This is a genomic window from Bacillus cereus group sp. MYBKT14-1, from assembly GCF_051915185.1.
Taxonomy (GTDB): domain Bacteria; phylum Bacillota; class Bacilli; order Bacillales; family Bacillaceae_G; genus Bacillus_A; species Bacillus_A cereus.
The window spans coordinates 1-24,994 of sequence record NZ_JBQAEF010000028.1 but is presented as its reverse complement, the minus strand read 5'-3'; the positions used below and the strand labels follow the sequence as shown (position 1 = coordinate 24,994).

The following is a 24,994-nucleotide window of genomic DNA, read 5'->3' as shown; positions in this document are numbered from 1 at the left end:
AAAAAATGTCAGGAATTAAGTAGCATAAAAAACTTTCATGTATAAGTTTCTGAAATGAGTTAGTAGCGAATTGTTAACCAATATCATTTATTGCTTTCAATGAATATCAATTTTCATTTTTTCTAGCGCCTGTATATGCCCATCAAGATACTATATTGAAAACACCATAACAATTTAAACATATTATTTCACTTTTTGAATGAGTAATTTTTTAGATTGAAAAAGAAATAAACTTTGTTCTTTTCTTTTTATGTAAAATACTCTAGCTTTGCATTAGGAAAGAACTGTTTCATATATGAATACAGATATTTTTTTATATCCTCTTCTTCCTTTTGATAAATGTATTTTCCAATTCCCCCCCATTTATATCTTCTTTTCTCTTAATCTAATTCTAATTTTGTCATCGGATAGTTTTTTTATCACTCTCTTAGCTGATTTTGTAAAACGATGTTGAATAAATTCAAATGTTTCTCCAGGCTGTAGTTGCTTCAAAATCTGTTTCACATCAATTTGTATATGTTCCGATTGTTTCTTAATTGTACCGTTTTTAAAGTATTCTGGGTTTGGATTTTTCACATATACATTCGTGTTTAATTTCAAGCGAGAAATATAGTATGTACCTCGTTGATCCATTTGATCTAAGTTCTCCAATAAAAAGCAACCCAAATCGCGAATACATAACTCTCCTGGTCGTAAGGTATCTAAGCACTCCGTACCAAATGTTTTGTCATTATTTTTGCCAGGTCCCACTTGAAAATCAAGAAATTTTCCACTATGTAAATCATATTGATACCCGCTGTTTAAGCCCATCCTCCAGAGCCTGGATATATATTCTCTAAAGCATTTGGCACTTGAAATACGGTGGCATCTAGGATACGGATTCGCTCAAAATATGAAACAACTTGATTTTTAAACGACTCTATTGTTATATCTTTAAGTACAGTGAAGTATCTTATATCGAAAATTAAATAACTATATTTTAACCCCGTTCTAAATTTAGAACGGGGTTATGCTTGTTTTAGGTTTTAAAATTAAATAACTTGATTGTCTTTTTACAATAAAATCTTTCTACACTTTTTTATTACTTAACTAAATCTAATTTCTCTTATTTAAATTTCTAATTACCTTATTCAAAATTAAAAAGAAACAATATATTACACATTTTATTATGAACAAGATTATCATTTAATTTACCATAATATTTTAACTATACAGTCTATATACAATTAATTCTTTTTAATAAATCATTTTCTTATTTTAGATTTTCTTGTTTTGGCACGATTTTAATAGATTTCTTACTAATCCGTATAAGCATGCCAAAAGAGAGAAAGATAAAAAAACCGCCAAATAGAGCAAATACAACGGTAGGCTTAAAATGTGCTAATAATAATCCCGAAACAATTGGTCCGACAGCCATTCCCATATATCTAATAAAGTTAAACATTCCCATTGCACTTCCCCTATTATGTTCAAATTCATTTGCAATCATAGTAGCAAATAAAGGAGTGAGGATACCAATTGATATTCCGTGGAGAATTAAAGCAACTGTTACACCAATTAAAGTATTCGAGTGTGTCACAGCAAATAATATTACGCTTAAAGCTAAGGATACATTTCCAGTTATAAAAAGTTTTTTTTGTGAAATTTTTGATTGAATTTTTTTAAAGGTCATACTGCCAATTATTAAACTTATAGCCATTGGTAAGTAAAGTAAACCCACTACCTGTAAACTTAATTGATAATGATCTGTTAATAAAATTGGTAAGTAAACAATGAAGGAGAAATAAAGAAAAAATGCAAAGAAACTTAATATTAATATGGAGCTTCCCACTTTGCTTTTAAATATAGAAGCATAGTGAGATATAAGTGTTTTCCCACTCAATTCTTTTTTACTTCCTACACGATCATTAGGGAAATATATCCAATTAGTTACAAATAGAATTACAGATACTGCTACAAGTAGCCAGAAAACACCTGGGTAATTATATTTTTCCCCAATAAAACCTCCTAGCACTGGTGCAACAGCAGGTGCAATGGATAACATGGTTTGATATGTACCCATTGCACTTCCTCGTTGTTCTCCTTGAAATACAGTACCAATTGTAGTTGCAGCAATAAGTGGTATTGCAGCTGTCCCTACAGCCTGTAAAATTCTACATATTAAAAATACTGTAAAGTTACTTGTAATGGCACAACCAATACTCGCGATAATCGTTAAAATAATACTCGGAATAAGAATAGTCCTAGCACCTTTAAAATCAATTATAGAACCAAAAACAATTTGCATAATTGCCGTAATAAAAATAAACATGGAAACGGAAAGGTTAACCATTGTTATAGATACTTGGAATGAATCCCGAATTATGGGGATTATTGGAGAATATATATTTTGATTTAAAGAAGCGAAAAAAGCACTAATACACAACAAATATAAAAGAAAAGAAGCACTTGATTTAACACGGTTCATGCTATCCCTCCTAAAAGCTTATTAATAATTAGCTAATTTATTTAAGTTATAATAAATTTATTTCCCCAACATTTTATCGTTTATATTTTGTAAAAACTTCAATATTGCATTTTGTTCAATTTCAGAAAATGAATCAACGAACTGATAAAATTCATTTTCTTTCTGGTCATGAATTTTCTGATGTAATTCACAAAGTGATTGTCCTGCCGGAGTAAGTTGATAATATACCTCCTTTTTGTTATCAACTGACTGAAAACGAGTGATTAAATTTTCTTTTATTAATTTGGTGTTAATTTTTGTGATATTCGCTTTAGATAAATTCATTTTCCTTGCAATTGTAATATTATTTATTGGTTGATTCTCACCAATACAGGCAATTACGTGTATACTTGTCATATTTGTCGGTACATGTTCTATTTCTTCCATTTTTGCTTGCTTAAAAAAAGTCTCAATATCTTTATCTGCCTTTTGTTCATTGAGATGTAACAAATGTAGATAATTATCGTAAATTTTCTGTTTTATGCCCTTATTCATTTAAATGTTTCTACCCTTCTTTGTCTTTTTGTTTACCGGTAAACTATTTTGATTTTATATCCTCATTTAGCAATTGTCAATTGCTAAATTGGTATTTAACTAATTATGTAAGAACCTTTAATGTATCTATTTTTCATAATTTACCCTAATAAAGTCTTATTATATTAAAGAGTTAGTTTCAATGCATAAAAGTCCTTTTTTTAAATTGTTGACCTGATTATTGTTTACTGGTAAACTTTATATTGTTAATCGGTAAACAATAATTCTAGATAGGGGAAATTATTATGACAAATTTTGTCCATGACCAAACCTTAAAAGCTATTGAAGACTTTGTCATAACAAGAGAAAAGAAAAAATATGCATCTCAAGAGATGATAAAAGAATTAGTTAGTGAATATGAAAATATAAATAAAAATTGGACTCTAACGCAACTACATATTGTTTCGGTTATTCATGAGAGTAAGCAACAAATGAATAACACTCTACTATCTATGGAACTTAATATTTCTAAAGCAACCATCTCTAAAGCTATTCGCGTTCTTATTGATAATAAAATTTTATTGACGCATCAAAATACAGATAATAAGAAGGAAATCTTTTATACTTTAACTGATAAGGGAATACAGTTAGCCATTGTTCATAAAAAATTACACAAAATTGCACATGAGCGTTACAGTGAGTTATTCCAACAATTTAATGATTCCGAGTTACAAGTTGTAACAAAATTTTTAGAAGCATGGAAACAATGTATTTAATTTTTTGTTATATCAACTTAGAAGGTATATATGTTGACCTTCTCATAAAAATAGAAAAACTAAGGGGTTTTAGCCCCTTAGCAAAAATTGAATTATATTAATAACTAAAATAACAATGTTTTTTTAAACTAACTTATCAAAAAGAATAGGCATAGAAATAGGTCCACGTGTATAAAGCCCTTTTTCAACATATTGAAAATCTTCTTCTAATTTAATGTTTTTCATATTATCTAAGACTACATTTACAACTATTTCAATTTCTGATTTTGCAAACGCTGCACCTACGCAATTATGAATACCTGATCCGAATGCAAGATGTCTTGCAGCACCACTAAATGCCTTTTTAATATCAAGATCCGGACGATAAATGTTGAATTCATCAGGTCTTTCAAATGCGTTAGGGTCACGGTTCGCTGCACCAATCATACAAAATACCGTAGTTCCTTTAGATAGTTGAATACCACTTATTTCCGTATCTTTTGACAATTGACGAGGAATCAATTGCACTGGTGGATTGTAACGTAAAGTTTCTGCAATAGCTAATGGTACTAATGAACGATCATTTAATACATCTTGTAGTTGTTTCGGTTGGTTAATTAAATTATAGATTAATAAAGCAAGAGTCTTATCACCAGGTTCTGTTGCAGCTAATAATATATTTAAAATCAATGCTAGAATATCAGTATCAGTCATAGCTATTCCTTCATATTTAGCACTGCATAATTTAGAAATTAAATCTTCCTGTGGGTTTAATCGTCGCTCTTTAATAATTGGTTCTAAATAATTAGCTAACTGTTCACTGCACCAAAGAGAATGTTTTTTTGCCTCTGGTGGTTGATTTATACTGGTAATAAACTCAGCTACACCGCTATGCCATTCTCCTATCTTCTTATGATCTTTCTTATCTAATCCAATCATATCCATTGTTACATAAACAGCAAATGTTCTGCCAAAATCATTAATTAAATCTATCTTTCCATTTGGAAGGTGTGGAAATAGTAAATCTTCTGCATTCTTTTTAATTAAAGGCATTAATTTTTGTAAAGCATCTCCCATAAAACTTCTTAAAACAATTTTTCTTTTCGCTACATGCTCTTTTCCACGCATTTGTGCTAATACTGGTCCACGCATTACTGGCTCAGCACGTTCAGCTAATGATTTTGTTGTAAATGTTTCAGTATCATTCAATATATTACGGACATCTTGATATCTGCTAATAAAATAACTATCAATCTCAGCTTCGTAATGTACTGGGTCATTCTGACGTAGGTATGAAAAATACTTATATGGATTTTCTTGAAATTCCTCTGTTAATATATTTACCGTTTGTATAGTATTTGACATATTTCTTCCCCCTTGTATTGGATACTTACTATTTGCTAAGATAAATCTTCCAATTCTTGAACCATTAAATATCCTTGATTTGGTTTCATCTTAATAGAAAAATCATTTCGAACTATCTGTTCACCAAGCTCCCATGGTTTATGATAAATAAGTACAGCTTCTTGAGCTCCTAAAATTTCAGCTCCGCCAATGAAAAATGGGAGTTCTGCAATTACATATTCTACTGCAATATTTAGCATGTCATTTGATATTTGATCAATATCTATATTGGTACCCCTTGCCCTACCTAAGATGGCTGCATGTGACATTTCTAAGCAAGCATTTCGAAAATCAGTTTCACTTAAAAAAATATGTTCTGCTTCTGCTCTCATGCAGCTATATGCATTGTTGTCATTAAAATCAGAAAAAGTATAGATAGCGTTTACATTACCACCATGCTCTTTAAGTGCCTTTTCAGCTGATCTTCTATTTCGAGATACTTCTTTCCTAACTTTTCTTTCCGCTTTACCTTTTGGTGTTCCTAGAGCCTCAAGTAAATTTGCAGCTTCTTTTCCAGCTAATAAAACACTAACATCATCAAAAGTATGTAATGCCCATTCAATGAGTCTATTAATATATTCATCAGAAAATCTACTATTAAACGGACTAATACCTATTATTGCATGCTTACTACGTTTTAATATTTCAGCACAATTAGTAGATAAGGGTTGAGAACTAAACTTTCGTACATTTCTTAACGCTATAGCATTCGTCATATAATCATCCCTTTATTTTTTTATCAATATAAACTATTTTATTAATTTTTAGTGATTGAGAATACATCGCACTACATATATTAAGAGATAGAAAAAGTTACTAAATATGAATACTAAATAAAAAGCTCCTTATAATGTTCACCGGTGAACAAAAACAATTCTATATCGCAAATGTTTATTTGTCAATATAGATTATTCTGAAAAATAACTAAAACAAAAAAACTTATATTTTTATAAAAATTGAGTGAATATTTTTAAAATTATAATAAACATAATGCAAATGTTTAAACATTATACATGCATTGCAGTTTGGATAGATTAGATAATTTCACAAAAATAATTTATTATTTTTCTATATTTTTAATTGTACCTAGATTAAAACTGAGCAGTATATAAATACAAAGTTAATTGCTTCCTCCGTTTTCCGAACTAAGCGATTCTCTGTATAACGAAAATATATTCCGTACTTTTTTATTTAACCACATAATAAATACATTTATTACTTTAAGAATATTGTAGTTTTTCATAAAGTTTGTCCATATTCTAACTCTGTACAAAAAATACGAAATTTTAGTTTTTATATTTTTTTAAAACCTTGATTTTTATAAGAATCTACATATTTATTTAATTTTGGATCCCTTGAGGAAATGTAAATATATTACACGGATCATACTCTTTATTTATTTCCTTTAAACGTTCGGAGTTTTCTCCGTAGTAAGCGCACATATAATCTTTTAATTCGCTATAGGGAAAATTTATAAAGGAACCATTTGTAATAGTTTTTATATAGCTAAATCGCTGTTCAACCCATTTAACATTATCTTTTTTAAACATAGGCTCTTCCCATATAGATTGAATCCCCAAAATATAGTGAGCATCCCGGTAAAAAAATGCTGTATCGTTCTTATTTATATCATTTACTTTGCCCCCAAGAGCATAGAGGCTTATTGCTGCCAAGATACTGCCCCTTGGTCTCTCCTGAATAAGATGGATTATATTTTCAATTTCCTGATCATTATAGTATCTATGGACAAATCTTCCTGTAGATTTAAATTGTTCTGATTTAGGATAAGATGCTTCAATTTTTTTCATTGCATCTAAAAAGCCAATATACTCCAAGCTAGTTGTTCCTCCCTCTATACAAACTAATGATTGCAAAATGTCCCTTGCTTCTTCTGGAGTTCCGTAAAATATCCCTCGTCCATATATGGCTAATCCTTCGTTAGCAGAGTTATATAAACTAACCCCAAGTGTAATCCTATAATCCAGGTCCACTAACCATTTTTGCCATTTCTGTAAGAACGCTCGCTGTATTTCTGGTGATGCTTTGGGCCAATATACTTCAATTAATGTAATTTTATCGACTTTTGGAGGTATTTTAAATGTCATTGAAACAATAACACCAAAGTTCCCACCACCACCTCCTCTACAAGCCCAAAATAGATTGCTATGACATTTTTTATTCGCTACAATTAACCTACCTTTATAGTCTACTAACTCAATTTCTATTAAACTGTCACATCCAAGTCCAAAATTTCTACAAGAATATCCCCAACCGCCTCCTAATGTGTATCCTGATACTCCCACAGTAGGGCACGTACCTCCTGGAAAGGGATACCCTTTAGAGGAGATAAAATCATAAACTTGTTCATTTTTGGTCCCCCCCTGTATTTTTAATGTTTGTTTTTTTGGAGTAAATTCTAGACGGTCCATTTTACTAATATCAATAACAATAACGTTATTGCCCACAGAATATCCCTCATAATGATGGCCACCTGAACGTATGCGAATATCCACTTGTTTTTTCCTTGCCCAAATAATTGCATTGCTTACATCATACTTTGTATAGCAATAAACAATAATGAGTGGTAACTTTTGTACAGAGCGATTCCATTCTTGCCTCGCCTTTTCATACTCACAATGTGATTTTGTAACAACTTTCCCTGTTAGTCCTTTGAGATTCAATTTACACATTATTATAAGCACCTTCCATTTCAAGATAGAACTTATCATTTTTATAACTAGTATATGTTATTGTCATATATAAGTGATTTTCAAGAAAATAATCATCAACGGGATTCTAAATATAAAAATATTAGGTTTATTTGAACATCTGCCATAAGATAATTCTTAGTACTTGATTAAGTTCTATTGCTTTGCATAACTTATATCTATGCCTCTTAAATAAATTATATTAAAATATAAAAATGAACAGAGTATCCATTCACCTAAAGCGTTAATTAATGTTCTAAAGGAAAGAATGCATAAAATACGAAAAGATGTCAAAGAATTATGATCGTATTTATTCAGTTTCGTTTATCCTATTAATTAATACTTATTTGTAGTAGTGTGATTATCATAGGAGCTACATGAGGAAAATATGGAGTGATTTTATTGTTAACAATTTTACTTAATGCACGTATTACGAAAGAATCTCAAAAAAAGTATGAGCACTATTCTAATAAAGGGCGTATTTAAAATTATACATATCCTAAAAGGAACTTTATATAAATTATTTTTAGCAAAGTAGAAATAGAAACCGTACCCTATTAAAATGTTATTTCAGTTCCTATAATGAATTATCCTTCTAGCATATTTATAAGATTTATATCATATATTTGGAGAAAGAATGCAAATTAGAAAGGAGTCTTTTAGAATGAGTTATTCGGAAGGAAATGACTTGAGTGAACAACATATGGTAAGTACGCCTAATCCCTACGTATATCAGACATTACAATCAGTAATTGGTAAATATGTGGTTATTGAAACTGTAAGAGGTAATGTAAGAGGACAGTTAAAAGATGTGAAACCAGATCATTTGCTCATTGAAGATACGGCGCCATATATTGTACGCATTCAACAAATTGTATGGATTATGCCAAAGCAATAATCAAATTTATAAAAAATTAATGTCATAGTCCACCAAGTAAAAACACAGGGTTTTATCTCTGTGTTTCTTCAAATTTCCGTTTTTGAATATATGCTTGAGCATGAATAAGTTCTTCCTGAAGCTCTTTTAATTCTTTTGTAGATTCGGATTCAATAGCCATGTAAGTAGTAACTAAACTAATCATCATATCCATCTTCTCTACTATATTTTGAATGACTTGTTCTGATTGATCTTTTTTAGGATGTTGTATTGCTATTAATACATTCTCTATATAATTGTTCTTTCTTTGCTGGATATCATAAATAAACTGTTTTGTGTTTGAGTTCATTTGTTTTCCCTCCGTTTTGGATATATCTTCATTCTATCATATTTGGATAGAAAATATTGAATGGGCCGTTCTTACTTGCAACATTCATTGGTTAAAGGGATTGTCACAAATGATTTTGGTGAAGAACTCAATTTTGAACTACTCCCACTTTCACTTCGTTTAGAAGTGAGGGATTCCTAAGTAAAGAGTTCTATCGAACTCTAATTGATTAGGCTAACCCCGCAGTCCTTGCGGTTAGAAGCCTTATCGCTTCATTCTTTAGATTGATACTTGCGTTAATATTCCTATCATGGTGTGTACGACAAGAAGGACAGTCTCATTTACGTAGGTTTAGATTTTTAATGTCTTTGTTTTGATATCCACAACAAGAACATAATTGGCTGGAAGCAAATGTTTTCGATACGACAATGACTTGTTTGCCATACCATTTTGCTTTGTATTCTAACATGGATTGAAATTGCGACCAGGATACCTCACTAATTGCTTTTGCTAACTTATGATTCTTTAACATATTCGATACTTGCAAATCCTCTATACCAATAACATCGTGGTTTTTGATGATTTCAGTTGAAATTTTGTCCAAGTAATCTTTTCTAGTATTTGATATGTATTCATGAATTCTAGCTACCTTTACCCGTTGTTTATTCCAACGAGAAGATCCTTTCATTCTTCTAGAAAGAACACGCTGTGCTTTCGCCAACTTATCTTCTAATGATCGAAAAAACTTCGGATTTTCATAGTGTGTTCCATCTGACAAAATAGCGAAATCTTTTAGTCCTACATCTATTCCAATGTAAGAACTTGTTTTCGGAAGTTCTTGTACTTCTGTTTCAACTAATAGTGACACAAAATATCTACCAGAAGGGTTCCGTCTAACTGTAGCATTTACAATACGTCCCGTTATTTCACGACTTTTGGCAAATCGAACAAGACCTAGTTTTGGCAATTTTATTTTGTTTCCTACAAAGGAATGTTTTCATTTGTTTATTTTGTGATATAAGATTGTACGTTATTCTTCTTGGATTTGAAACGCGGGGCACTATTTTGTTTTTTGAAAAAGCGTGTATACGCATCCGCAAGGTTGCGAACAGACGACTGAATCGCAATACTATCCACTTCTTTTAGCCAAACAAACTCTTTCTTCATGGCAGGGATTTTGGCAGAGCATGTACCAGAGGTCAAGCCTTTTCCTGTCTCTTTGTATACGTGATCCCATAGAGATAGGAAATGATTGAATACAAAGCGGGAACAACCAATCGTTTTGTTGATTAGAATTGCTTGTGCTTGATTTGGATAGATACGAAACTTATAGGCTTTATTGATTATCATTTCATTCACCTCCATTTCGGTATATAACTATTATACACCGAACGTACATTCGACAGATGTTGAAGTAACACTTTCTGTATGTCGAACAATTAAGATGGCTTCCTGCCATCCCTTGTTCGAAGCCAATGCAACTCCCACCTACTCACTTCGCGTTCCTTGAGGAAGGAGTCTTCTTGGCTAAAATGATAAAATGGTATCAAATTAAGAGGTAGGTGAAAGAGTATCCTAAACCGTTTCACTCTTTTGTTGTATGATTTTTAAATCTTAATAAGATAAAAGTATTGTAAAGAAGAACAAAGTGATAGTGAACACAAAAATTTTTAACATTTTGTTTAGGAGGTGTTACTGTGAAAACTATAGAAATTGAAATAGTTAAATCTGAGAGTCGTAAAGATTTAAAAATGGAATTAGATAAAGTTGTAAATAAGTTTCGTTCAAAAGGTTTAGAGGTTGTCGTACAATATCGAACACAAGCAATTGTAAATGGAATTGAATATTCAGCTTCAATCGTGGGGTGTAAATCAGAATGATAGAAGCTGAACGAGGAAAAGAAGGATTAGAAGAGAGTAAAAAAACGGGAAATAACATAGGGAGACCAAAACTAGAAAAAGAAAAACTTTTAATTACACTACGTATATATGATAGTGACCAATATTCCATCAAAGAAATCCTAGAAGAAACCATAATATCACAGGAGTCTCCTTATCGAGCTATTAATAAACGAAAACTTGAAGCAACAAAGAATTAAAAATACTTTGTGTTTCTTCAAATTATACTATTTTATGGAAGGGATTTTATTAGCTAATCTTATTTACAAATATCATTCAAAAATAAAAACCGATTCCTTAACGTACAGGGAATCGGTTTTTTCGTGTCCGAAATGTGTCTAAACGTACAATCTTCTTTTCTTGATATGGTGAGGCCAATAAGGAAGAAGCATATTGCTCCCATCTTCTCCGATTTCTCCAGGTAATCAAACTGGTGCTGCTTTATGTGATTTAAATCAAAACACGTATCTTTCTCTGTAAATTTCGCATCAAATGCTATAGCTCGTCCTTTATATACCGTCGCAGTCTACAGTGTTTTTAGATTCATAATATCCTGTTAATACCTCCCCCTTAATCTTTAGCCCTTTACAGGATTCGGACGCTTGTTTATAAGTGCCACTCTACCTCTTTGATACATTTCATTCGATAGATTAATAAGTTTTTCAAACGCCATTCCGCGGTTTCCTTGTCCCATTTTTATTCACCTCTTTCTACTAAAATGATTATTTCGTTGAGTTTTAATGTCCCCAATGGTCAACTGTTTCACGTGATGATTTCCAAGAACTATCATCTAATGTATGAATGGTTACTTTTACTGGAATCAACTCATCAGATTCATTATTTTCATCGACATACTTTGAGCCATCTCTTCAGTTGGTAAAAAACAAGTAGCTGTATATCCTATTGTTGTATCTTTTTCTGCAAAATTATACTAAACATCTTCTAGTATAAATACGCTAATACTCAAAACTCCATTTATGTTCACCCTTCCTATTTGAAATACGGATAACTTTCAACTGTATACCTCCAATAATCATTTTCTGTTAATGCAATCAACTCTTTGCCTTTCTCAATTACTTCCTCTTCGTTTACGAATACACCATATATACCACTCTCATTTTCCTGTTCAAGTAACTCAAGAACGAATACTCTATCCATTTCCCTCTACCCCTGGATAAACTCAAAATTCCGTCAATACTGTAGAGACACGGTTATCTTTCTCTGTTTTCCTTGGATGAGCAGTTAGCTTTTGCTATCTGCTCTTTTATTTTCTGGAACCACCAACAATAATTCATAATCTGATTTTACTAATTCTACACACAGCGATTTATTTGTTCCATTTCCTAAATACGTATAAATCAATCTCATTTTTTCTTTAGTGAAGCTTGTCCCTAACAACCAATTAAAGGTTTTTAAAATCTTCGTTGACCAATACGCACTCAGTCCCTTACTTATAGGTCTTGATAACCATGTGAACAATTTACATTTAAAATCTAATTCGTTTTCGACATCTTCTAAATGAAAATACATTTTATTTTTAGGTTCAAATATTAGCTCGTTATAACTCTCTACAAATGACTTAGGAAAGTACATTAATGCCTTATCTACTAATCGCTGTACCTCTTGTTTCATATTCATTCCCCTTTTCTACAAAATGAAATTTTTATACACAATACACACAAGTAAATCCATATAATTTCATATGATATATTGCATCATTTCTTTTTAGAGGAGATAGTCGTTACAGAAAGAGACTTTTCTAAGTGCTCTTCTATTTACATACCAAATAACGTTTTTGTTTAAAATAACAGTTCTAAATAAATTAGATAAATTTACCAGTATGTTTAAAAAAATATTCATTTTAAAATCCCTTTTGAATACGACATAACTCAACCTTACGAAAACCTACAACTCTTCTCGCGCGGCTCTTCTTTATTTAAATTAACAATTTTATTAAGTGTTTTATACAAATAGTACATTCTTTATCAACTTGTTACTTTTATTTTTCCTGGAAAAATGATAAAGTTTGTTTGTATTTTTTATTACTGCCTATTTCCTCTTATTCTGCATTCCTATAAATAGACAACAGCATAAGATAAACAGAAAATGATAAAATTATGAGAGGAGCTTGAATATGCAATATAATCCACGTTATTGTCAAAGTCAAAGCCCAATGGATTGCATCTGGAATAACAATAATTGGATTTACGCTTGGAATCCTTATTACTACAGTTACAACAATATTGCTTGGGACTACAATCGGAATCCTTATTGTGAAAATATTAGAATAACCGATTATGGAGCTAGACCATTTGTATTGAATATTAACCAATCCACTAAACAAAACAATACTTACCGCACCGCTATCTGGACAGGGAAAAACTTACAAGTAACTCTAATGAGCATTAATGTTGGAGATGACATAGGTTTAGAAGTACACCCTACAACTGATCAATTCATACGTATTGAAGAGGGCCAAGGACTTGTTCAAATGGGGGATAACAAAGATAAATTAGATTTTCAAGAAATGGTCTATGATGATTATGCAATTATGATACCTGCTGGAACATGGCATAATGTAACTAATACAGGTAATATTCCGCTAAAACTTTACTCGATATATGCTCCTCCAAATCACCCATTTGGTACCGTTCATGTTACTAAAGCAGAGGCATTGGCTATGGAAGAAAGTTATAGTTACAGCAATAAGAATACAGTTAGTTATTAACCAAGCTTTATTATAAAAAAGAATGCACATTTTAATTTGTGTGCATTCTTTTTTTAAATATATACATAAAGACTTTGCAAGAAAATCTAATAAAGTTGTGTTCACAGAGGTAGTGATATTATTTTTTCGAAATTACACCCCTATTCAATCTCTACTTCCTCTGACGGTTTCTTATACTTTATAAAAACCCAAACATGTCACCTACTTCTGCAAAAATATAGCTGTGTGAAAAAACTTGATTTTTAATATAGAATGTACACGTTTCTTAATAAAGTGATGGTCTTGTTCTACAATGTTATTCAAATATTTGAGTGTTCTTGTTTTGGGGCATAGTAACATATTACACTTCTATATTACATCTATACGTTATTAAATCAACATAAGCCAATAACAATTAGTTAATGGAAGATTAGGTGCCTCTGAGATTACTGTTGTATTATATCCCACAATAAAAGTAGCCGGTACGGTTGCAGAAGCCCATCCTGCAGTGAAAAATTGGTTTGTAATTGTATTACTCGAACTGAAAATAGGTGTTTGACCCGTAGAACTCGAGTCAATACCGATAATTCCTTTTCCAGCGGTATTTTGAACACTATTTCCAATAACTTCAATAAACTTAAAAATATTAAAATTAGCATTAAACAGTAAGACAGGTACATTTCCCTCATTAACTGTTGTATTGCTTAGAAGAAACAATCCGAAATTTGTACCAACAAATTCTTCAATTACTAATAGATGTCTCAATGTAAAAGGAGAAGAATTATCTTGATTATTATTGCTTACTATTAAGTTCCCTTGTAATGTTCCAGAATTAACAGTTATATTAGTGATAATAATAAATCTGCATCGTGTGTCACCTGAATCAGACACAAAAGTATTACTGTCAATAATACTTTGTCCTGAAGTAGAGGAAATAATGATATAGAAGTATCCATTGTTAGGTGATGCAGCGGGCGCATAGGTAAAGTTGCAATTTGTTATTTGAAACTCAGTTGCTACAATAGCGATACCGAGTTCGCATACTGAAATTTCACAATTATCAATATATATTCCTGTTGCTGACAAATTATTAATTGAAATAACAGACTCAACTCCTAAAACAGATGGGAAATCTTGGACGATAGACATGTTTTGGAAAACAACATTAGATACTGTAACATTAAACATAGAGATTACAGTATTCAAGGCAGTGACAACGGTAGTTGCCCCTATTCCTTGCCCCTCAATTGTTACTGATTTATTGACAGCAATGGTGGATGTAATTGAAAAAGTTTCGGCATCAAGTAATAGTCTATCACCATTATTAGCCACAGCTAAAGCTGCATCAATCGTGGTATAGGTCTGCGTTGACCCAACAAGTATTGTGTTTCCGGTAGGAGCTGGAATAGCTCTGACCATCGGAGGAACTGGCTGAGAGAGCTTATAATACGTGCTCCCCGTGGATAGGTCAATGTAAATATCACCCAAATCTCCAATGTCGCATGTTGGAACTCCAACTCCTGTTAAAACTGTAGTACCAGTTGCTCCCGTAGGTCCAGTTGTTCCCGTAGGCCCAGTTGTTCCCGTAGGTCCAGTTGCTCCTGTTGGTCCAGTTACTCCCGTAGGTCCAGTTGCTCCTGTTGGTCCAGTTGCTCCCGTAAGTCCAGTTACTCCCGTAGATCCAGTTGCTCCTGTTGGTCCAGTTGCTCCTGTTGGTCCAGTTGCTCCCGTAAGTCCAGTTGCTCCTGTTGGTCCAGTTGCTCCCGTAGGTCCAGTTGCTCCTGTTGGTCCAGTTGCTCCCGTAAGTCCAGTTGCTCCTGTTGGTCCAGTTGCTCCTGTTGGTCCAGTTGCTCCCGTGGGTCCAGTTGCTCCTGTTGGTCCAGTTGCTCCTGTAGGCCCAGTTGCTCCTGTTGGTCCAGTTGTTCCCGTAGGTCCAGTTGTTCCCGTAGGTCCAGTTGCTCCTGTTGGTCCAGTTGCTCCTGTTGGAAAAGTAATGGGAGGAATAGATGCAAGTGTTGGCCCCACGAGATTAGGTTCAAAGGCCGCAGCCTGAATTCCCTGCCATTTCTTTTTCTCATTTGGTTTATCAAACATATTATTACCTCCAAACAAAATACACTCATTCCTTGGATGAAAAAAGTTTTTACCTCTATACATAGTCTATGTAGAAGTGTGTTACCAATTCCCCTATATACGAATAGGGTATGAAAAAATGAGAGATTGGGATAGCAACACATCGCTACCAAGCCTATTGAAAAATGGTTCACGGATATCACGTATGTAATGTTCGGCAATAAGCCTCTTTATTTTTTATATATTATAGATGGGTTTAACAATGAAATTATAAGTTATAAAATAGGTAAGACACAGGATGTTTCTCTTGTATTAGATACTCTAAAAGAGGCTTTAAGAAAGCGGAATGTGATTAATACGATTTTACATTCGGATCAAGGAAAAGTGTATACATCAAAATAATTTCAAACATATGCCAAAGAAAAAGGCATTATCACAAGCATGTCTCGTACAGGAAACTGCCATGATAATGCCCTCATAGAATCCTTCCATTCTCACTTGAAATCCGAAGGATTATATGCGCAAAATATAAAACAATCGAATAGTGCTAGTATAATACAAACTGTGAATGAATACATCCACTACTATAATAATGAACGGATTCAGAGAAAATTAGATAACATGTCACCTATAGCTTATAGGAAACATGTTGTCTAGTTGTTTTTTCTTTATCTCACCAAATGGGGTGAGACCACCTATGATTTAAAGAAAGAATAGCGTGTTTTTTAATTTTATGGGATATTTTTTTAGCTTAATAGCGATGGGGTGGTACCAACAAAATGCGAATTTCATAGGCTAAGCAATTTTTCACATAGAAAAAGCCGATTTCCTAAACGCTAAGGGATCATCAGCTTTTTAAGGAATTTAGATGAGATACATATAAAAAATGGATTTTAGCATAGATTTTATTCTTATTAGATTATCCTTCTATTTCGAATACAGTCTCATCGCCATTAAGCCAAAAGCCCCGTTGTTTCTCAAAACATAAAGCGGGCTAAATTTTTAGCATAAACAAATAACGCAGCACATGTTGCTTACTATAAGTAACATGTTTATTATCCCTGTCTAGTTTACTAGCCATAATACTTCCTTCTAGGGTTGCAATGATAAAGGAGGCTACCGCCTTTGTATCGATATCTGGCTTTAACTCCTGGTTCTGAATCCCTTCTATTATAATCTCTTCAATCATATTAAGAAATGTATAGAAAACTTCAAGTGCCTTTTCTCTTAACAGTCGATTCGTATCATCACTGTCTACAGCAGTATTCAGTAAAGGACACCCCCCTTTTATTGGTGGGTTATTTATTACATCTTCATATACATTAAAAAAAGCACCAACCTTTTCTAATGTTGTATTAGCATTGCGTATCGCCTCAGAAAAATGTTGAGAGACAGTATCAATGGCATATTTAAATGCCTCTAAAGCAATCTCATCTTTACTTTTAAAGTTACGATAAATCCCCCCTTTTTGTAGCCCTGTAGCCTCCATAATGTCATTCATCGAACAGCCAGCATAGCCTTTTTGATTAAACAGTTCTGCCGATTTTAATACAATGTTTCTTCGTGTTTGTTCACCTTTTTGCATAATATCCTCCATTATTGTTGAAAAATTGTAACATGTTGTAGTTGTACATTAACATATAATAAGTTACCTTAAAAGAGACCGTTCGGTCTTTTTTGATATAAGATTAGAATTTCTAAAAGGAGATGGTGAGAGAGTTAGCATTTGGTTAGCATGTAACATTCTTATCATGCTAATGGTATCTGAAATGAATTTATTGAAGATAATTAAAACTAAGGAGGAAATTATGCATAACATTATTATTCCAGATAGTAAAGTAGCAAAAGAAGCTACTCAATTGGTTTACGAGATTTCTCCAGAATTTCTTTATAATCATTGTTTACGAACATATGCTTTTGGTGATGCATTGGGAAAAAAATATGGATTTAAATATGATCAGGAGTTATTTTATCTTGCTTCTATTTTACATGATGTTGGCCTTACAGAGCATGTATGTTGTAAACATTCATTTGAATATGAAGGTGCTGATCATGCAGAAAAATTCCTTCATTCCCATGGTTTTTCACAAGATAAAATTGATGTGGTACGTGAAGCTATTATTCTACACACCTCAGAAATTGCTAAAGAAAAACAACCAGAGATTGCGTTAGTTCATTTCGGGGCGGGAATGGATGTAGTTGGTTTACGTATAGAAGATATTCCGGAGGAAACATTTAATTTTATAATTGAGGTTTATCCTCGATTAGGTTTCAAAAAAGCTATGATTGAACTTATTAATTATGATTCCAATCTAAAAAATACACAGCAACAGCCAAATAATTTGAGTTCTTCTATGCTTCGTATGGGGTTTTCAGATTGGGTGATGAATGCTCCTTTTAAAGATTAGAGAATAAAGAATTAGAATGTCATGGATACAGGCCACAAAACGGATAAAAACCACGCTATGCAAAGAACTAGCCTCTACAAAAGAGGCTAGTTGACGTAAAATTCGTTACCGGAAGTACAAACAACCCCCTCTCCAAATGAAGAGGGGTTTGTTATTCGTCCTCAATATTTTTTCTTTTTAAGTCGGTAAAGTCCTGTCAGACTGGCCCCTGTTGCAATGGTAATCATAAAAATAGAAACACTTAAGGAAACAGCTTTATTTGGAATCGAATGATTAAAATTTGCCCCAAGTAATGTAATAGTTGCCAACCATGTTAAACCAATAATGTAAGACCAACTGGTTCTCTTTGTCATAACTAATTCACCTCTTTTTTTATTGCTTGGAGTAACATTCTTTGTAATTAATTTTTCCTTCGTTATCAAGCCATTTTTTGATTTCAGTCATGCCTGCATATTCCGGATATCGTAATTCTACATAGACAAGTTCCCCGCCCCGAATGTCTTTTTCGCAACTTACACATTTAGGTTTCACTTTTAACATGATATATTTCCTCTTTTTTCTTAATTTTATCATTCGGAATAAGCAATTTGTTTTATATTTTTGATGTATAAAATATTCATAGAGAGTTAATATAACATTTCATTATCAGTAGCAAGGACAAAAACGCTCCCTTACTTTCGCAAGGCATCTGCCTTTTTTCTTTCTATAATTCTATGCATCTTTATATATATTCCTATTTTGACGAGCCTTTTGGCCTCCCCATAGTTCCCTATGTCTCCCGATTTTTTGCATAAAACTTTGCATGCTCTTAGCGTGTTTTTTTCTGAAATGCTGGCGGTACGCCTAGTATTACAATTCATCTAAATTATCTAATTTTCGTTATGTTAAAACTATGTATACTATAAAAAGTTAATCTCAATCTATAGAAATAAAGAGATTTCCCATGTCTTCTTACGTCCACTGTTGCAAACATTCTAATTCCTTCATACTCTCAATCACTTTTTCGTCACTCACTTTATAATAAATCTCATTTCCTTTTCGCTCATAGGAAACCATTTTAAACTGTTTTAACTTTATTAATTGCTGTGACATTGTAGATTGTGGCACGCGTAGTAACTTCTGTAACTCGGATACATTTAATGGACCTTTCGAAATTAATTCTCGAACTATCATCAAACGCATAGGATGTCCAAGCATCCGCAATATATCGGCAGGTCTCTCGTAATCATTAATATTCATATAAAAAGCTTTTGGCATAATCACTTCTCCTTTTTTTATGGGCGTTTTCTACATCCTAACATCATCTATTTGTTTCGCCAATGTTTTAGATACACAAGGGATCCCTTCAAATGCTTATATTTTCATAACTATATTATTATCTAAGAAGCTCCTTGCGTCCTCTATGTACCTTACATTGCTTTCGATATATCTTAATAAATAACTCATTTAGTTCTCTATGTTTTATATTTTCTAGTACTTCTAATTCCCGTCCAAACGTTTTCCTCCGAGCAATTTTTACTATTTTAATCTGCTACGTAGAGACCGGAGTTTGAAGTTTTTCCTCTTTCTGGCCTAGTGACAAGGTATTTTTATGTTATTAAAGATTGCTTTTTTGTATCTAAAATCCAAAAATAAAAAGATAAGATCAGGGAACACAATCTTATCTTTAGCACAAGGAGTAAACAAAAGGATAACCATCATATTTATATTATAATTTCTTTTTTGTTAATTTTGAATAGTAGCGCTGTAATTAAGCAGTATATCTATATTGAGAAATTTATTGCAAATTTAGTTAAAACCAAAGTAAATTTGTACCCAAAAATTTACTTTCATTTAAACGAATACCATAAAATACTTACGAAAATAGGTACTTTTTTCTTTGTTATATAAAATTTATCTAATAAAAATGAAATTTAATAAAGTGGGTAATTTACCCTATCGTAATTTCCATCTCTCATATCTTAAACGTTGATTTCTAGCCGAAATATTTTTAATGAATTATCTCATAACGGATATTTTCGTTATATAGATAAAGAAAGATAAGAAAATTCATTTACATATGTTTAAAAATTATATTTAGTTATAATACGAAATTCATTTTCTTGTTGTTATTTATATATAAATGTTTCTTTCTATGAGAATTCTATATTCTTCTACATTTACTTATAACTACGGTTACACCCCATTGCTATCAAGTTAAGCTCATACAACGTCAATTATAGTTGACGTTGTTTTTTTTCTAAAGGCTACATGTGAGGGAAATTAAAGAGTTGCATACGAAATAAACCCTAAAGGGTTTCATTTTTTTAATTTAAGCCGCTTGATTATCAGACATGGTGCAATTGTAAACGACACCTAAGATATCAAAGACTGTTTTCTTCTCATACCTATGGGATTTTCGTCCGTTTTTCTGTAAGAGATTGAACAGACGAAACAATATCTTTGTTAATTCTTGGGCGTCTTTTTGTAAAGATTGATAAATAAGTGAGAAATAATCTTTTATGATATAAGTTGCTTTATATTCGCTTAATTCTCGTTTCTTCTTGATGAGGAGTAATTGGCGCATTTGAAACATGGTGGAGGAACAAAGAAGGATACTTATTAATTGTCCGTATAAGTGACATTCTAGTCTTTCTAATTTTACAGAACTACATTGATGAATACGAAAAAATGATTTCCATGTTTTAAAAATAAGTTCAATTTGCCATCGTAAGGAGTAAAAATCGTATACTTGCTCTTTTGGCAAATATTCCAATGGAATATTTGTAACGTAAAAGTTAATTGCACTAAGCCGCTTACTGCGTTCTTTATAGGTAATTTGCTTCTTATGTTCTTTAGATGCTAAATCCTTTTGTCTACGCTTCATTTGCGTTTCAGTTAATTTATACAGAATAAGTCTTGCAGGAAGCTTTTGATACATTCCAATATAGATTTCAGGAATTTCATATGTTTCACCTGACTGTAATTGATCAATAAATTGCTCCATATCTAATTGGATGTACTCAGATTGTTTTTTACGGTTCCATTTTGAAAGTATTCAGGTTCTTTATTCTTCTGATATATACGTGTATTAAGCTTTAATCGTGAAATAAAATAAGCACCACACTCGCTTATAGTATGTAAATCTTTTAAGTCGAAATATCCTAAATCACGTATACATACATCGTTCGGTTGAAGGGATGTTAAACAAGTAGAAGCATACGTTTTATCATTGTGTTTTCCTGATCCTACATGAACATGAAGAAATTGACCACTTAGTAAATCATACTCTAGTTGAATTTTTACGCCAGCACTTTGACCGCTACCACCTGAACCTTGATATGTAGAAGTGAATTTATCTGGAATTTGAAAATGTGTAGAATCCAATATACGGATACGTCGAAAATAGTTTGTATACAAAGTTGGAATCTTGCTAGAAGAACAAAATTGTTGGTGAAGTAAATGCGCTAAGAGTTGTTGTAAAAACTGAACAGCCTGAGTGTTAAAACGTTGATTGAGTCCCTCTGGACTCATAGAAATACAGGTGTTAGCTTCTAATCGACTACATAATTGTGTCAATGAAGTATGAGCTATGTTTTTGCTTAACCAAACACAAAGAGCCACTAAGTCTTGTGCACGATATTTACTCCTTCGTTGTACAAACCCTATCTTTCTAGCTAACTGATCCAAAGCATGTGGTGACATATGTCGCTGTAATTCTTCAGTAAACAATTCTAATTCATCAGAAATCGATAAATCCATACTAAAAACGCCATCCTTTCTGTATGTTTCTACAAAAAGAATAGCGTATCTTTGCATTTTGAGGAAGTTTAGTTTTGTTAGCTTGATAGCGATCTGGTGCTACCCCATATTTGGAATTTAATGTTCGTTCAATATAATCTACTTCTGTCTGTTAAAGATGGATTGATCATATCCGTTACTGCACGAAATAGATTTTCCGGATATTCAGCTATTCGATGACATAAATACAAGTACCACTCTTTTCCGTAAGTTAAATATACTTTACAGTTGTACCCCTTACTTTTTAAATCCATTAACAAATCTGGACGGATTCCGTAGAGCATTTCCATTTCTACGTTGGGTTGATTAAGGTATTGACGGTTTTCCATTTCTTGAATAAGCATTTCATCATGTGTGGCTATGGATACTGGGTGGTTAGATTCTATTATTTGTTCTACAAGTTTAAGGTAACGATTATTTAATTCCTTTGATCTAGACATAGCAACATCAGCTGTTTCTTGATAAGCCCCTTTGACAACTCGTATTTTCCCAGGATAATGAACTAATTCCTGAACATCATTGTTGGACCTATATAAATGTGCCTGTATAGTGATCCCTACATTAGGATATTGCGTAGTTGTTTTTTTATAGATATCAAGAATATCGTCAGTTTTTGATGTTTCTTCCATACTTATCATAAGTGTAACGCCGTACAGATTTGCTTTCTTGGCTAACTCAAGTAAATGAATATAAGCTGTTTCTGGATCCACAGATAATCCAATATGTGATAAATCAAACGAAACAGTCGACTTCATGGAGAACAAACCCATTTCTTCAATAAGATTCAAAAACTCGTTTTTGGCGTTTCGGCATTCTTCTAAATCTGTTGTATTTTCACCAATGTATTCCAGTGAAATAGAATAACCTCTTGAAATCAGTTCTTTTGCTGTTGCAAGCCCATCTTGCCTATTCTCTCCGGTTACAAACCGTTTGGCGGCTTGCAATAGTAAAGGATAGAGTTCATTGGACTGCTGAATATAAGATTTAATATGTTCATTTCGTGCAACCGATTTAAGTGCTTGGGTGACTTGAACCTTTGGATTAGTCATAACTTACATCTCCTTTTTCATATTTATATAAACTTTATCATGGTAAAATGGTTTATATTAGTACCATTTATAATGAATTTTCAAAGTACCAATTTTAGATAAGGAGTAAATTACATTATGCTTTGGATACCCATTGACCGGTCATTAGATGTACCATTATTTAGACAAGTTTATCAACAAATACGAGAACGAATTTTAAACGGAGACTTACAATCAGGAGAAAAACTACCGTCGACACGTGAACTATCTTCTGAGTTGAATGTATCCAGGAATGTAATTTTGGAAGCGTATGATCAATTATTAGCTGAAGGATTTTTAGTTGCAAAAAGGGGTGCTGGAACATTTGTTGCTGAAGGTACTTTTTTAGAACAACAGAATAAAACACCTTCATTTCATTCTGTGAATTGGAGTGAAGATAAAAATAAAGATGATAACATCATCAACTTTCGTTCAGGTATACCAGCACTGGATTTATTTCCGCGTAAGACATGGGCAAAATTGTCTCATACCATATGGAATGACATTGCACCTTCTACTTTTGGATACGATATTCCCGAAGGACGTCCGGAATTACGACAGGTTTTATCACGATATTTACTGAAAACAAGAGGTGTTGATTGTCATCCAGAACAAATTGTGATTACATCTGGTGCAACCCAAGCTATGACACTTGTTTCTAAATTACTTTTATCGCCCAATGATACAATAATAATGGAAGATCCAATCACCAATGATATTCAAACTATATTTAAAACTTCAGGTGCTCTTCTTTCCCCTATACCTGTTGATGAATATGGAATGAAAACATCGTCGCTGCCATTAAATACTTATCCAAAGTTTATCTTTGTTACTCCGTCCCACCAGTTTCCGTTAGGAGGAACGTTACCAATTCAACGAAGGATTCAATTGATTAACTACTCGAGAAGAACAAATTGTTATCTTGTTGAGGATGATTATGACAGTGAATTTAGATATGAAGGACCACCTGTAAGTTCATTACAGGGATTGGATTCAGATCGTGTATTATATATTGGTTCGTTTAGTAAAATTTTATCACCAGCCCTTAGAATGGGATATTTAATTCTTCCTTCACAACTTATTGAAAAATGTCGCATGCTAAAATGGTTTTCGGATTTACATACCCCTTCTTTAGAGCAGCTTATCCTTGCCCGTTTTATTGATGAAGGCTATTTGGAACGACATATTATGAAGATGAAGAAAATGTATAAAAAGCGAAGAAACTTTCTTATTCATTGTTTAAAAACAACATTTTTGGATAAGGTTAATATTTTCGGTTATTCAACAGGCTTACATCTAATTGCTGAATTAAATGAATGCCATTTTTCAAAAGAATTAATCGAATGGATCGAACGGTTTGGAGTTAAAGTATATCCTGTAGAAGATCATACTATAGAAAAAGGAAAACATCATAATCGAATTATTTTAGGTTATGGGCATCTAAAAAAAGAAGAAATTAAAGAAGGTGTGACCAGACTACATAAAGCAATATATAATTTAAAATCCAAAAATTAAAGCCGAGCCGTCCTTAGGTTAGCATGAGGACAACTCGACTTAGTTTTCTGTCAGGATCCCATAACTATCCAGCTAAAAATTTAGCCCGCTTTATATTTTGAGAAAAAACGGGCTTTTGACTTAATGGCGATGAGACTGTATTCGAAATAGAAGGATAATCTAATAAGAATAAAATCTATGCTACAATCCATTTTTTATATGTATCTCACCTAAATTCCTTAAAAAGCTGATTATCCCTTAGCGTTTAGGAAATCGGCTTTTTCTATGTGAAAAATCGCTTAGCCTATGAAATTCGCATTTTGTTGGTACCACCCCATCGCTATTAAGCTAAAAAACAAAATATCCCATAAAATAAAAAAATACGCCATCCTTTCTATAGAATCATAGGTGGTCTGACCCCATTTGGTGAGACAAAGAAAAAACACCTAGACAACATGTTTCCTATAAGCTATAGGTGACATGTTAGCTAATTTCCTCTGAATCCGTTCATTATT

General features: G+C 32.4%; 23 protein-coding genes and 7 pseudogenes. 10 read left to right on the top strand and 20 right to left on the bottom strand.

The window, feature by feature from the left end; all coding sequences use genetic code 11:
* Nucleotides 1-248: 248 nt before the first annotated feature.
* The 3 genes and pseudogenes from ACTFO4_RS29285 to ACTFO4_RS29275 all read right to left on the bottom strand — a co-directional run.
* Nucleotides 249-890 (bottom strand): annotated as a pseudogene (locus tag ACTFO4_RS29285) (spore photoproduct lyase family protein); the annotation flags it as partial.
* A 362-nt stretch (nucleotides 891-1,252) separates the two neighbouring features.
* On the bottom strand, nucleotides 1,253-2,467 hold the full coding sequence (locus ACTFO4_RS29280; protein WP_409532426.1) for an MFS transporter: 1,215 nt from the start codon (nucleotides 2,465-2,467) through the stop codon (nucleotides 1,253-1,255).
* Nucleotides 2,468-2,524: 57 nt separating this feature from the next.
* Entirely contained in the window at nucleotides 2,525-3,001 is a 477-nt protein-coding gene (locus ACTFO4_RS29275) for a MarR family transcriptional regulator (RefSeq protein ID WP_044585258.1), read from the bottom strand.
* Nucleotides 3,002-3,285: 284 nt separating this feature from the next.
* On the opposite strand from ACTFO4_RS29275, the gene ACTFO4_RS29270 reads away from it, so the two are divergent.
* On the top strand, nucleotides 3,286-3,756 hold the full coding sequence (locus tag ACTFO4_RS29270) for a MarR family transcriptional regulator (RefSeq protein WP_440014568.1): 471 nt from the start codon (nucleotides 3,286-3,288) through the stop codon (nucleotides 3,754-3,756).
* Nucleotides 3,757-3,879: 123 nt separating this feature from the next.
* Here ACTFO4_RS29270 and ACTFO4_RS29265 read toward each other — a convergent pair whose 3' ends face one another.
* The 3 genes from ACTFO4_RS29265 to ACTFO4_RS29255 all read right to left on the bottom strand — a co-directional run bounded on the left by ACTFO4_RS29265 (nucleotide 3,880) and on the right by ACTFO4_RS29255 (nucleotide 7,829).
* Entirely contained in the window at nucleotides 3,880-5,100 is a 1,221-nt protein-coding gene (locus tag ACTFO4_RS29265) for a cytochrome P450, cyclodipeptide synthase-associated (protein ID WP_440014567.1), read from the bottom strand.
* A 35-nt stretch (nucleotides 5,101-5,135) separates the two neighbouring features.
* Nucleotides 5,136-5,855, bottom strand: a complete 720-nt coding sequence (locus tag ACTFO4_RS29260) for a tRNA-dependent cyclodipeptide synthase (protein ID WP_438906440.1) — start codon at nucleotides 5,853-5,855, stop codon at nucleotides 5,136-5,138.
* Nucleotides 5,856-6,479: 624 nt separating this feature from the next.
* Complete coding sequence (locus tag ACTFO4_RS29255) at nucleotides 6,480-7,829, bottom strand: FAD-binding oxidoreductase (protein WP_440014566.1); 1,350 nt, start codon at nucleotides 7,827-7,829, stop codon at nucleotides 6,480-6,482.
* 305 nt (nucleotides 7,830-8,134) lie between these two features.
* On the opposite strand from ACTFO4_RS29255, the pseudogene ACTFO4_RS29250 reads away from it, so the two are divergent.
* Nucleotides 8,135-8,333: pseudogene (locus ACTFO4_RS29250) on the top strand (hypothetical protein).
* Nucleotides 8,334-8,511: 178 nt separating this feature from the next.
* Nucleotides 8,512-8,745 (top strand): YuzF family protein, encoded by a 234-nt coding sequence (locus ACTFO4_RS29245; RefSeq protein ID WP_070183909.1) that lies wholly within the window; start codon nucleotides 8,512-8,514, stop codon nucleotides 8,743-8,745.
* 52 nt (nucleotides 8,746-8,797) lie between these two features.
* On the opposite strand, the gene ACTFO4_RS29240 is transcribed toward ACTFO4_RS29245, so the two are convergent.
* Complete coding sequence (locus ACTFO4_RS29240) at nucleotides 8,798-9,073, bottom strand: hypothetical protein (RefSeq protein ID WP_070183908.1); 276 nt, start codon at nucleotides 9,071-9,073, stop codon at nucleotides 8,798-8,800.
* A gap of 208 nt (nucleotides 9,074-9,281) precedes the next feature.
* Nucleotides 9,282-10,402: pseudogene (gene tnpB / locus ACTFO4_RS29235) on the bottom strand (IS200/IS605 family element RNA-guided endonuclease TnpB).
* Nucleotides 10,403-10,749: 347 nt separating this feature from the next.
* Between tnpB and ACTFO4_RS29230 the strand changes: the two are divergent.
* Complete coding sequence (locus tag ACTFO4_RS29230) at nucleotides 10,750-10,932, top strand: hypothetical protein (protein WP_253184245.1); 183 nt, start codon at nucleotides 10,750-10,752, stop codon at nucleotides 10,930-10,932.
* Nucleotides 10,926-11,150, top strand: a pseudogene (locus ACTFO4_RS29225) (recombinase family protein); the annotation flags it as partial. The gene ACTFO4_RS29230 and the pseudogene ACTFO4_RS29225, both read left to right, overlap by 7 nt.
* Nucleotides 11,151-11,209: 59 nt before the next feature.
* Here the strand turns inward: ACTFO4_RS29225 and ACTFO4_RS29220 are convergent.
* The 3 genes and pseudogenes from ACTFO4_RS29220 to ACTFO4_RS29210 all read right to left on the bottom strand — a co-directional run bounded on the left by ACTFO4_RS29220 (nucleotide 11,210) and on the right by ACTFO4_RS29210 (nucleotide 12,582).
* Nucleotides 11,210-11,623 (bottom strand): annotated as a pseudogene (locus ACTFO4_RS29220) (Holliday junction resolvase RecU).
* Nucleotides 11,624-11,940: 317 nt separating this feature from the next.
* Nucleotides 11,941-12,108, bottom strand: coding sequence for a hypothetical protein (locus ACTFO4_RS29215; RefSeq protein ID WP_171903002.1), 168 nt, complete (start codon nucleotides 12,106-12,108; stop codon nucleotides 11,941-11,943).
* An 84-nt stretch (nucleotides 12,109-12,192) separates the two neighbouring features.
* The gene (locus ACTFO4_RS29210) at nucleotides 12,193-12,582 is read right to left on the bottom strand and encodes a hypothetical protein (RefSeq protein WP_438906442.1); all 390 of its coding nucleotides are present in this window, start codon (nucleotides 12,580-12,582) and stop codon (nucleotides 12,193-12,195) included.
* A gap of 502 nt (nucleotides 12,583-13,084) precedes the next feature.
* On the opposite strand from ACTFO4_RS29210, the gene ACTFO4_RS29205 reads away from it, so the two are divergent.
* The gene (locus tag ACTFO4_RS29205; protein ID WP_070183904.1) at nucleotides 13,085-13,678 is read left to right on the top strand and encodes a cupin domain-containing protein; all 594 of its coding nucleotides are present in this window, start codon (nucleotides 13,085-13,087) and stop codon (nucleotides 13,676-13,678) included.
* Nucleotides 13,679-13,879: 201 nt separating this feature from the next.
* Here the strand turns inward: ACTFO4_RS29205 and ACTFO4_RS29200 are convergent.
* Nucleotides 13,880-13,996: pseudogene (locus tag ACTFO4_RS29200) on the bottom strand (IS6 family transposase); the annotation flags it as partial.
* A gap of 51 nt (nucleotides 13,997-14,047) precedes the next feature.
* On the bottom strand, nucleotides 14,048-15,751 hold the full coding sequence (locus ACTFO4_RS29195) for an exosporium leader peptide-containing protein (protein WP_440014565.1): 1,704 nt from the start codon (nucleotides 15,749-15,751) through the stop codon (nucleotides 14,048-14,050).
* A 141-nt stretch (nucleotides 15,752-15,892) separates the two neighbouring features.
* Between ACTFO4_RS29195 and ACTFO4_RS29190 the strand changes: the two genes are divergently transcribed.
* Entirely contained in the window at nucleotides 15,893-16,132 is a 240-nt protein-coding gene (locus ACTFO4_RS29190; protein ID WP_440014569.1) for a DDE-type integrase/transposase/recombinase, read from the top strand.
* Nucleotides 16,133-16,159: 27 nt separating this feature from the next.
* Entirely contained in the window at nucleotides 16,160-16,387 is a 228-nt protein-coding gene (locus ACTFO4_RS29185) for an IS3 family transposase (RefSeq protein WP_422850715.1), read from the top strand.
* Between the two features lie 337 nt (nucleotides 16,388-16,724).
* Here ACTFO4_RS29185 and ACTFO4_RS29180 read toward each other — a convergent pair whose 3' ends face one another.
* On the bottom strand, nucleotides 16,725-17,315 hold the full coding sequence (locus ACTFO4_RS29180) for a TetR/AcrR family transcriptional regulator (RefSeq protein WP_070183902.1): 591 nt from the start codon (nucleotides 17,313-17,315) through the stop codon (nucleotides 16,725-16,727).
* Between the two features lie 223 nt (nucleotides 17,316-17,538).
* On the opposite strand from ACTFO4_RS29180, the gene ACTFO4_RS29175 reads away from it, so the two are divergent.
* Nucleotides 17,539-18,138, top strand: coding sequence for an HD domain-containing protein (locus ACTFO4_RS29175; protein ID WP_081338705.1), 600 nt, complete (start codon nucleotides 17,539-17,541; stop codon nucleotides 18,136-18,138).
* A 161-nt stretch (nucleotides 18,139-18,299) separates the two neighbouring features.
* Here the strand turns inward: ACTFO4_RS29175 and ACTFO4_RS29170 are convergent, their stop codons facing one another.
* The 5 genes and pseudogenes from ACTFO4_RS29170 to ACTFO4_RS29150 all read right to left on the bottom strand — a co-directional run bounded on the left by ACTFO4_RS29170 (nucleotide 18,300) and on the right by ACTFO4_RS29150 (nucleotide 22,967).
* On the bottom strand, nucleotides 18,300-18,491 hold the full coding sequence (locus ACTFO4_RS29170) for a hypothetical protein (RefSeq protein ID WP_016086129.1): 192 nt from the start codon (nucleotides 18,489-18,491) through the stop codon (nucleotides 18,300-18,302).
* Nucleotides 18,492-18,510: 19 nt separating this feature from the next.
* Nucleotides 18,511-18,678: a Fe3+ hydroxamate ABC transporter substrate-binding protein gene (locus ACTFO4_RS29165; protein WP_070183900.1), complete on the bottom strand. Its 168-nt coding sequence runs from the start codon at nucleotides 18,676-18,678 to the stop codon at nucleotides 18,511-18,513.
* Nucleotides 18,679-19,089: 411 nt separating this feature from the next.
* Entirely contained in the window at nucleotides 19,090-19,395 is a 306-nt protein-coding gene (locus ACTFO4_RS29160) for an ArsR/SmtB family transcription factor (protein WP_016086127.1), read from the bottom strand.
* A gap of 1,054 nt (nucleotides 19,396-20,449) precedes the next feature.
* Nucleotides 20,450-21,879: pseudogene (locus tag ACTFO4_RS29155) on the bottom strand (IS4 family transposase).
* 128 nt (nucleotides 21,880-22,007) lie between these two features.
* Nucleotides 22,008-22,967, bottom strand: a complete 960-nt coding sequence (locus ACTFO4_RS29150; RefSeq protein WP_070183898.1) for a proline dehydrogenase family protein — start codon at nucleotides 22,965-22,967, stop codon at nucleotides 22,008-22,010.
* 117 nt (nucleotides 22,968-23,084) lie between these two features.
* On the opposite strand from ACTFO4_RS29150, the gene pdxR reads away from it, so the two are divergent.
* Entirely contained in the window at nucleotides 23,085-24,500 is a 1,416-nt protein-coding gene (gene pdxR / locus ACTFO4_RS29145) for a MocR-like pyridoxine biosynthesis transcription factor PdxR (protein WP_070183897.1), read from the top strand.
* Nucleotides 24,501-24,925: 425 nt separating this feature from the next.
* Here pdxR and ACTFO4_RS29140 read toward each other — a convergent pair.
* On the bottom strand, nucleotides 24,926-24,994 hold a 69-nt coding region (locus tag ACTFO4_RS29140; protein WP_368659994.1), incomplete at its 5' end, for an IS3 family transposase.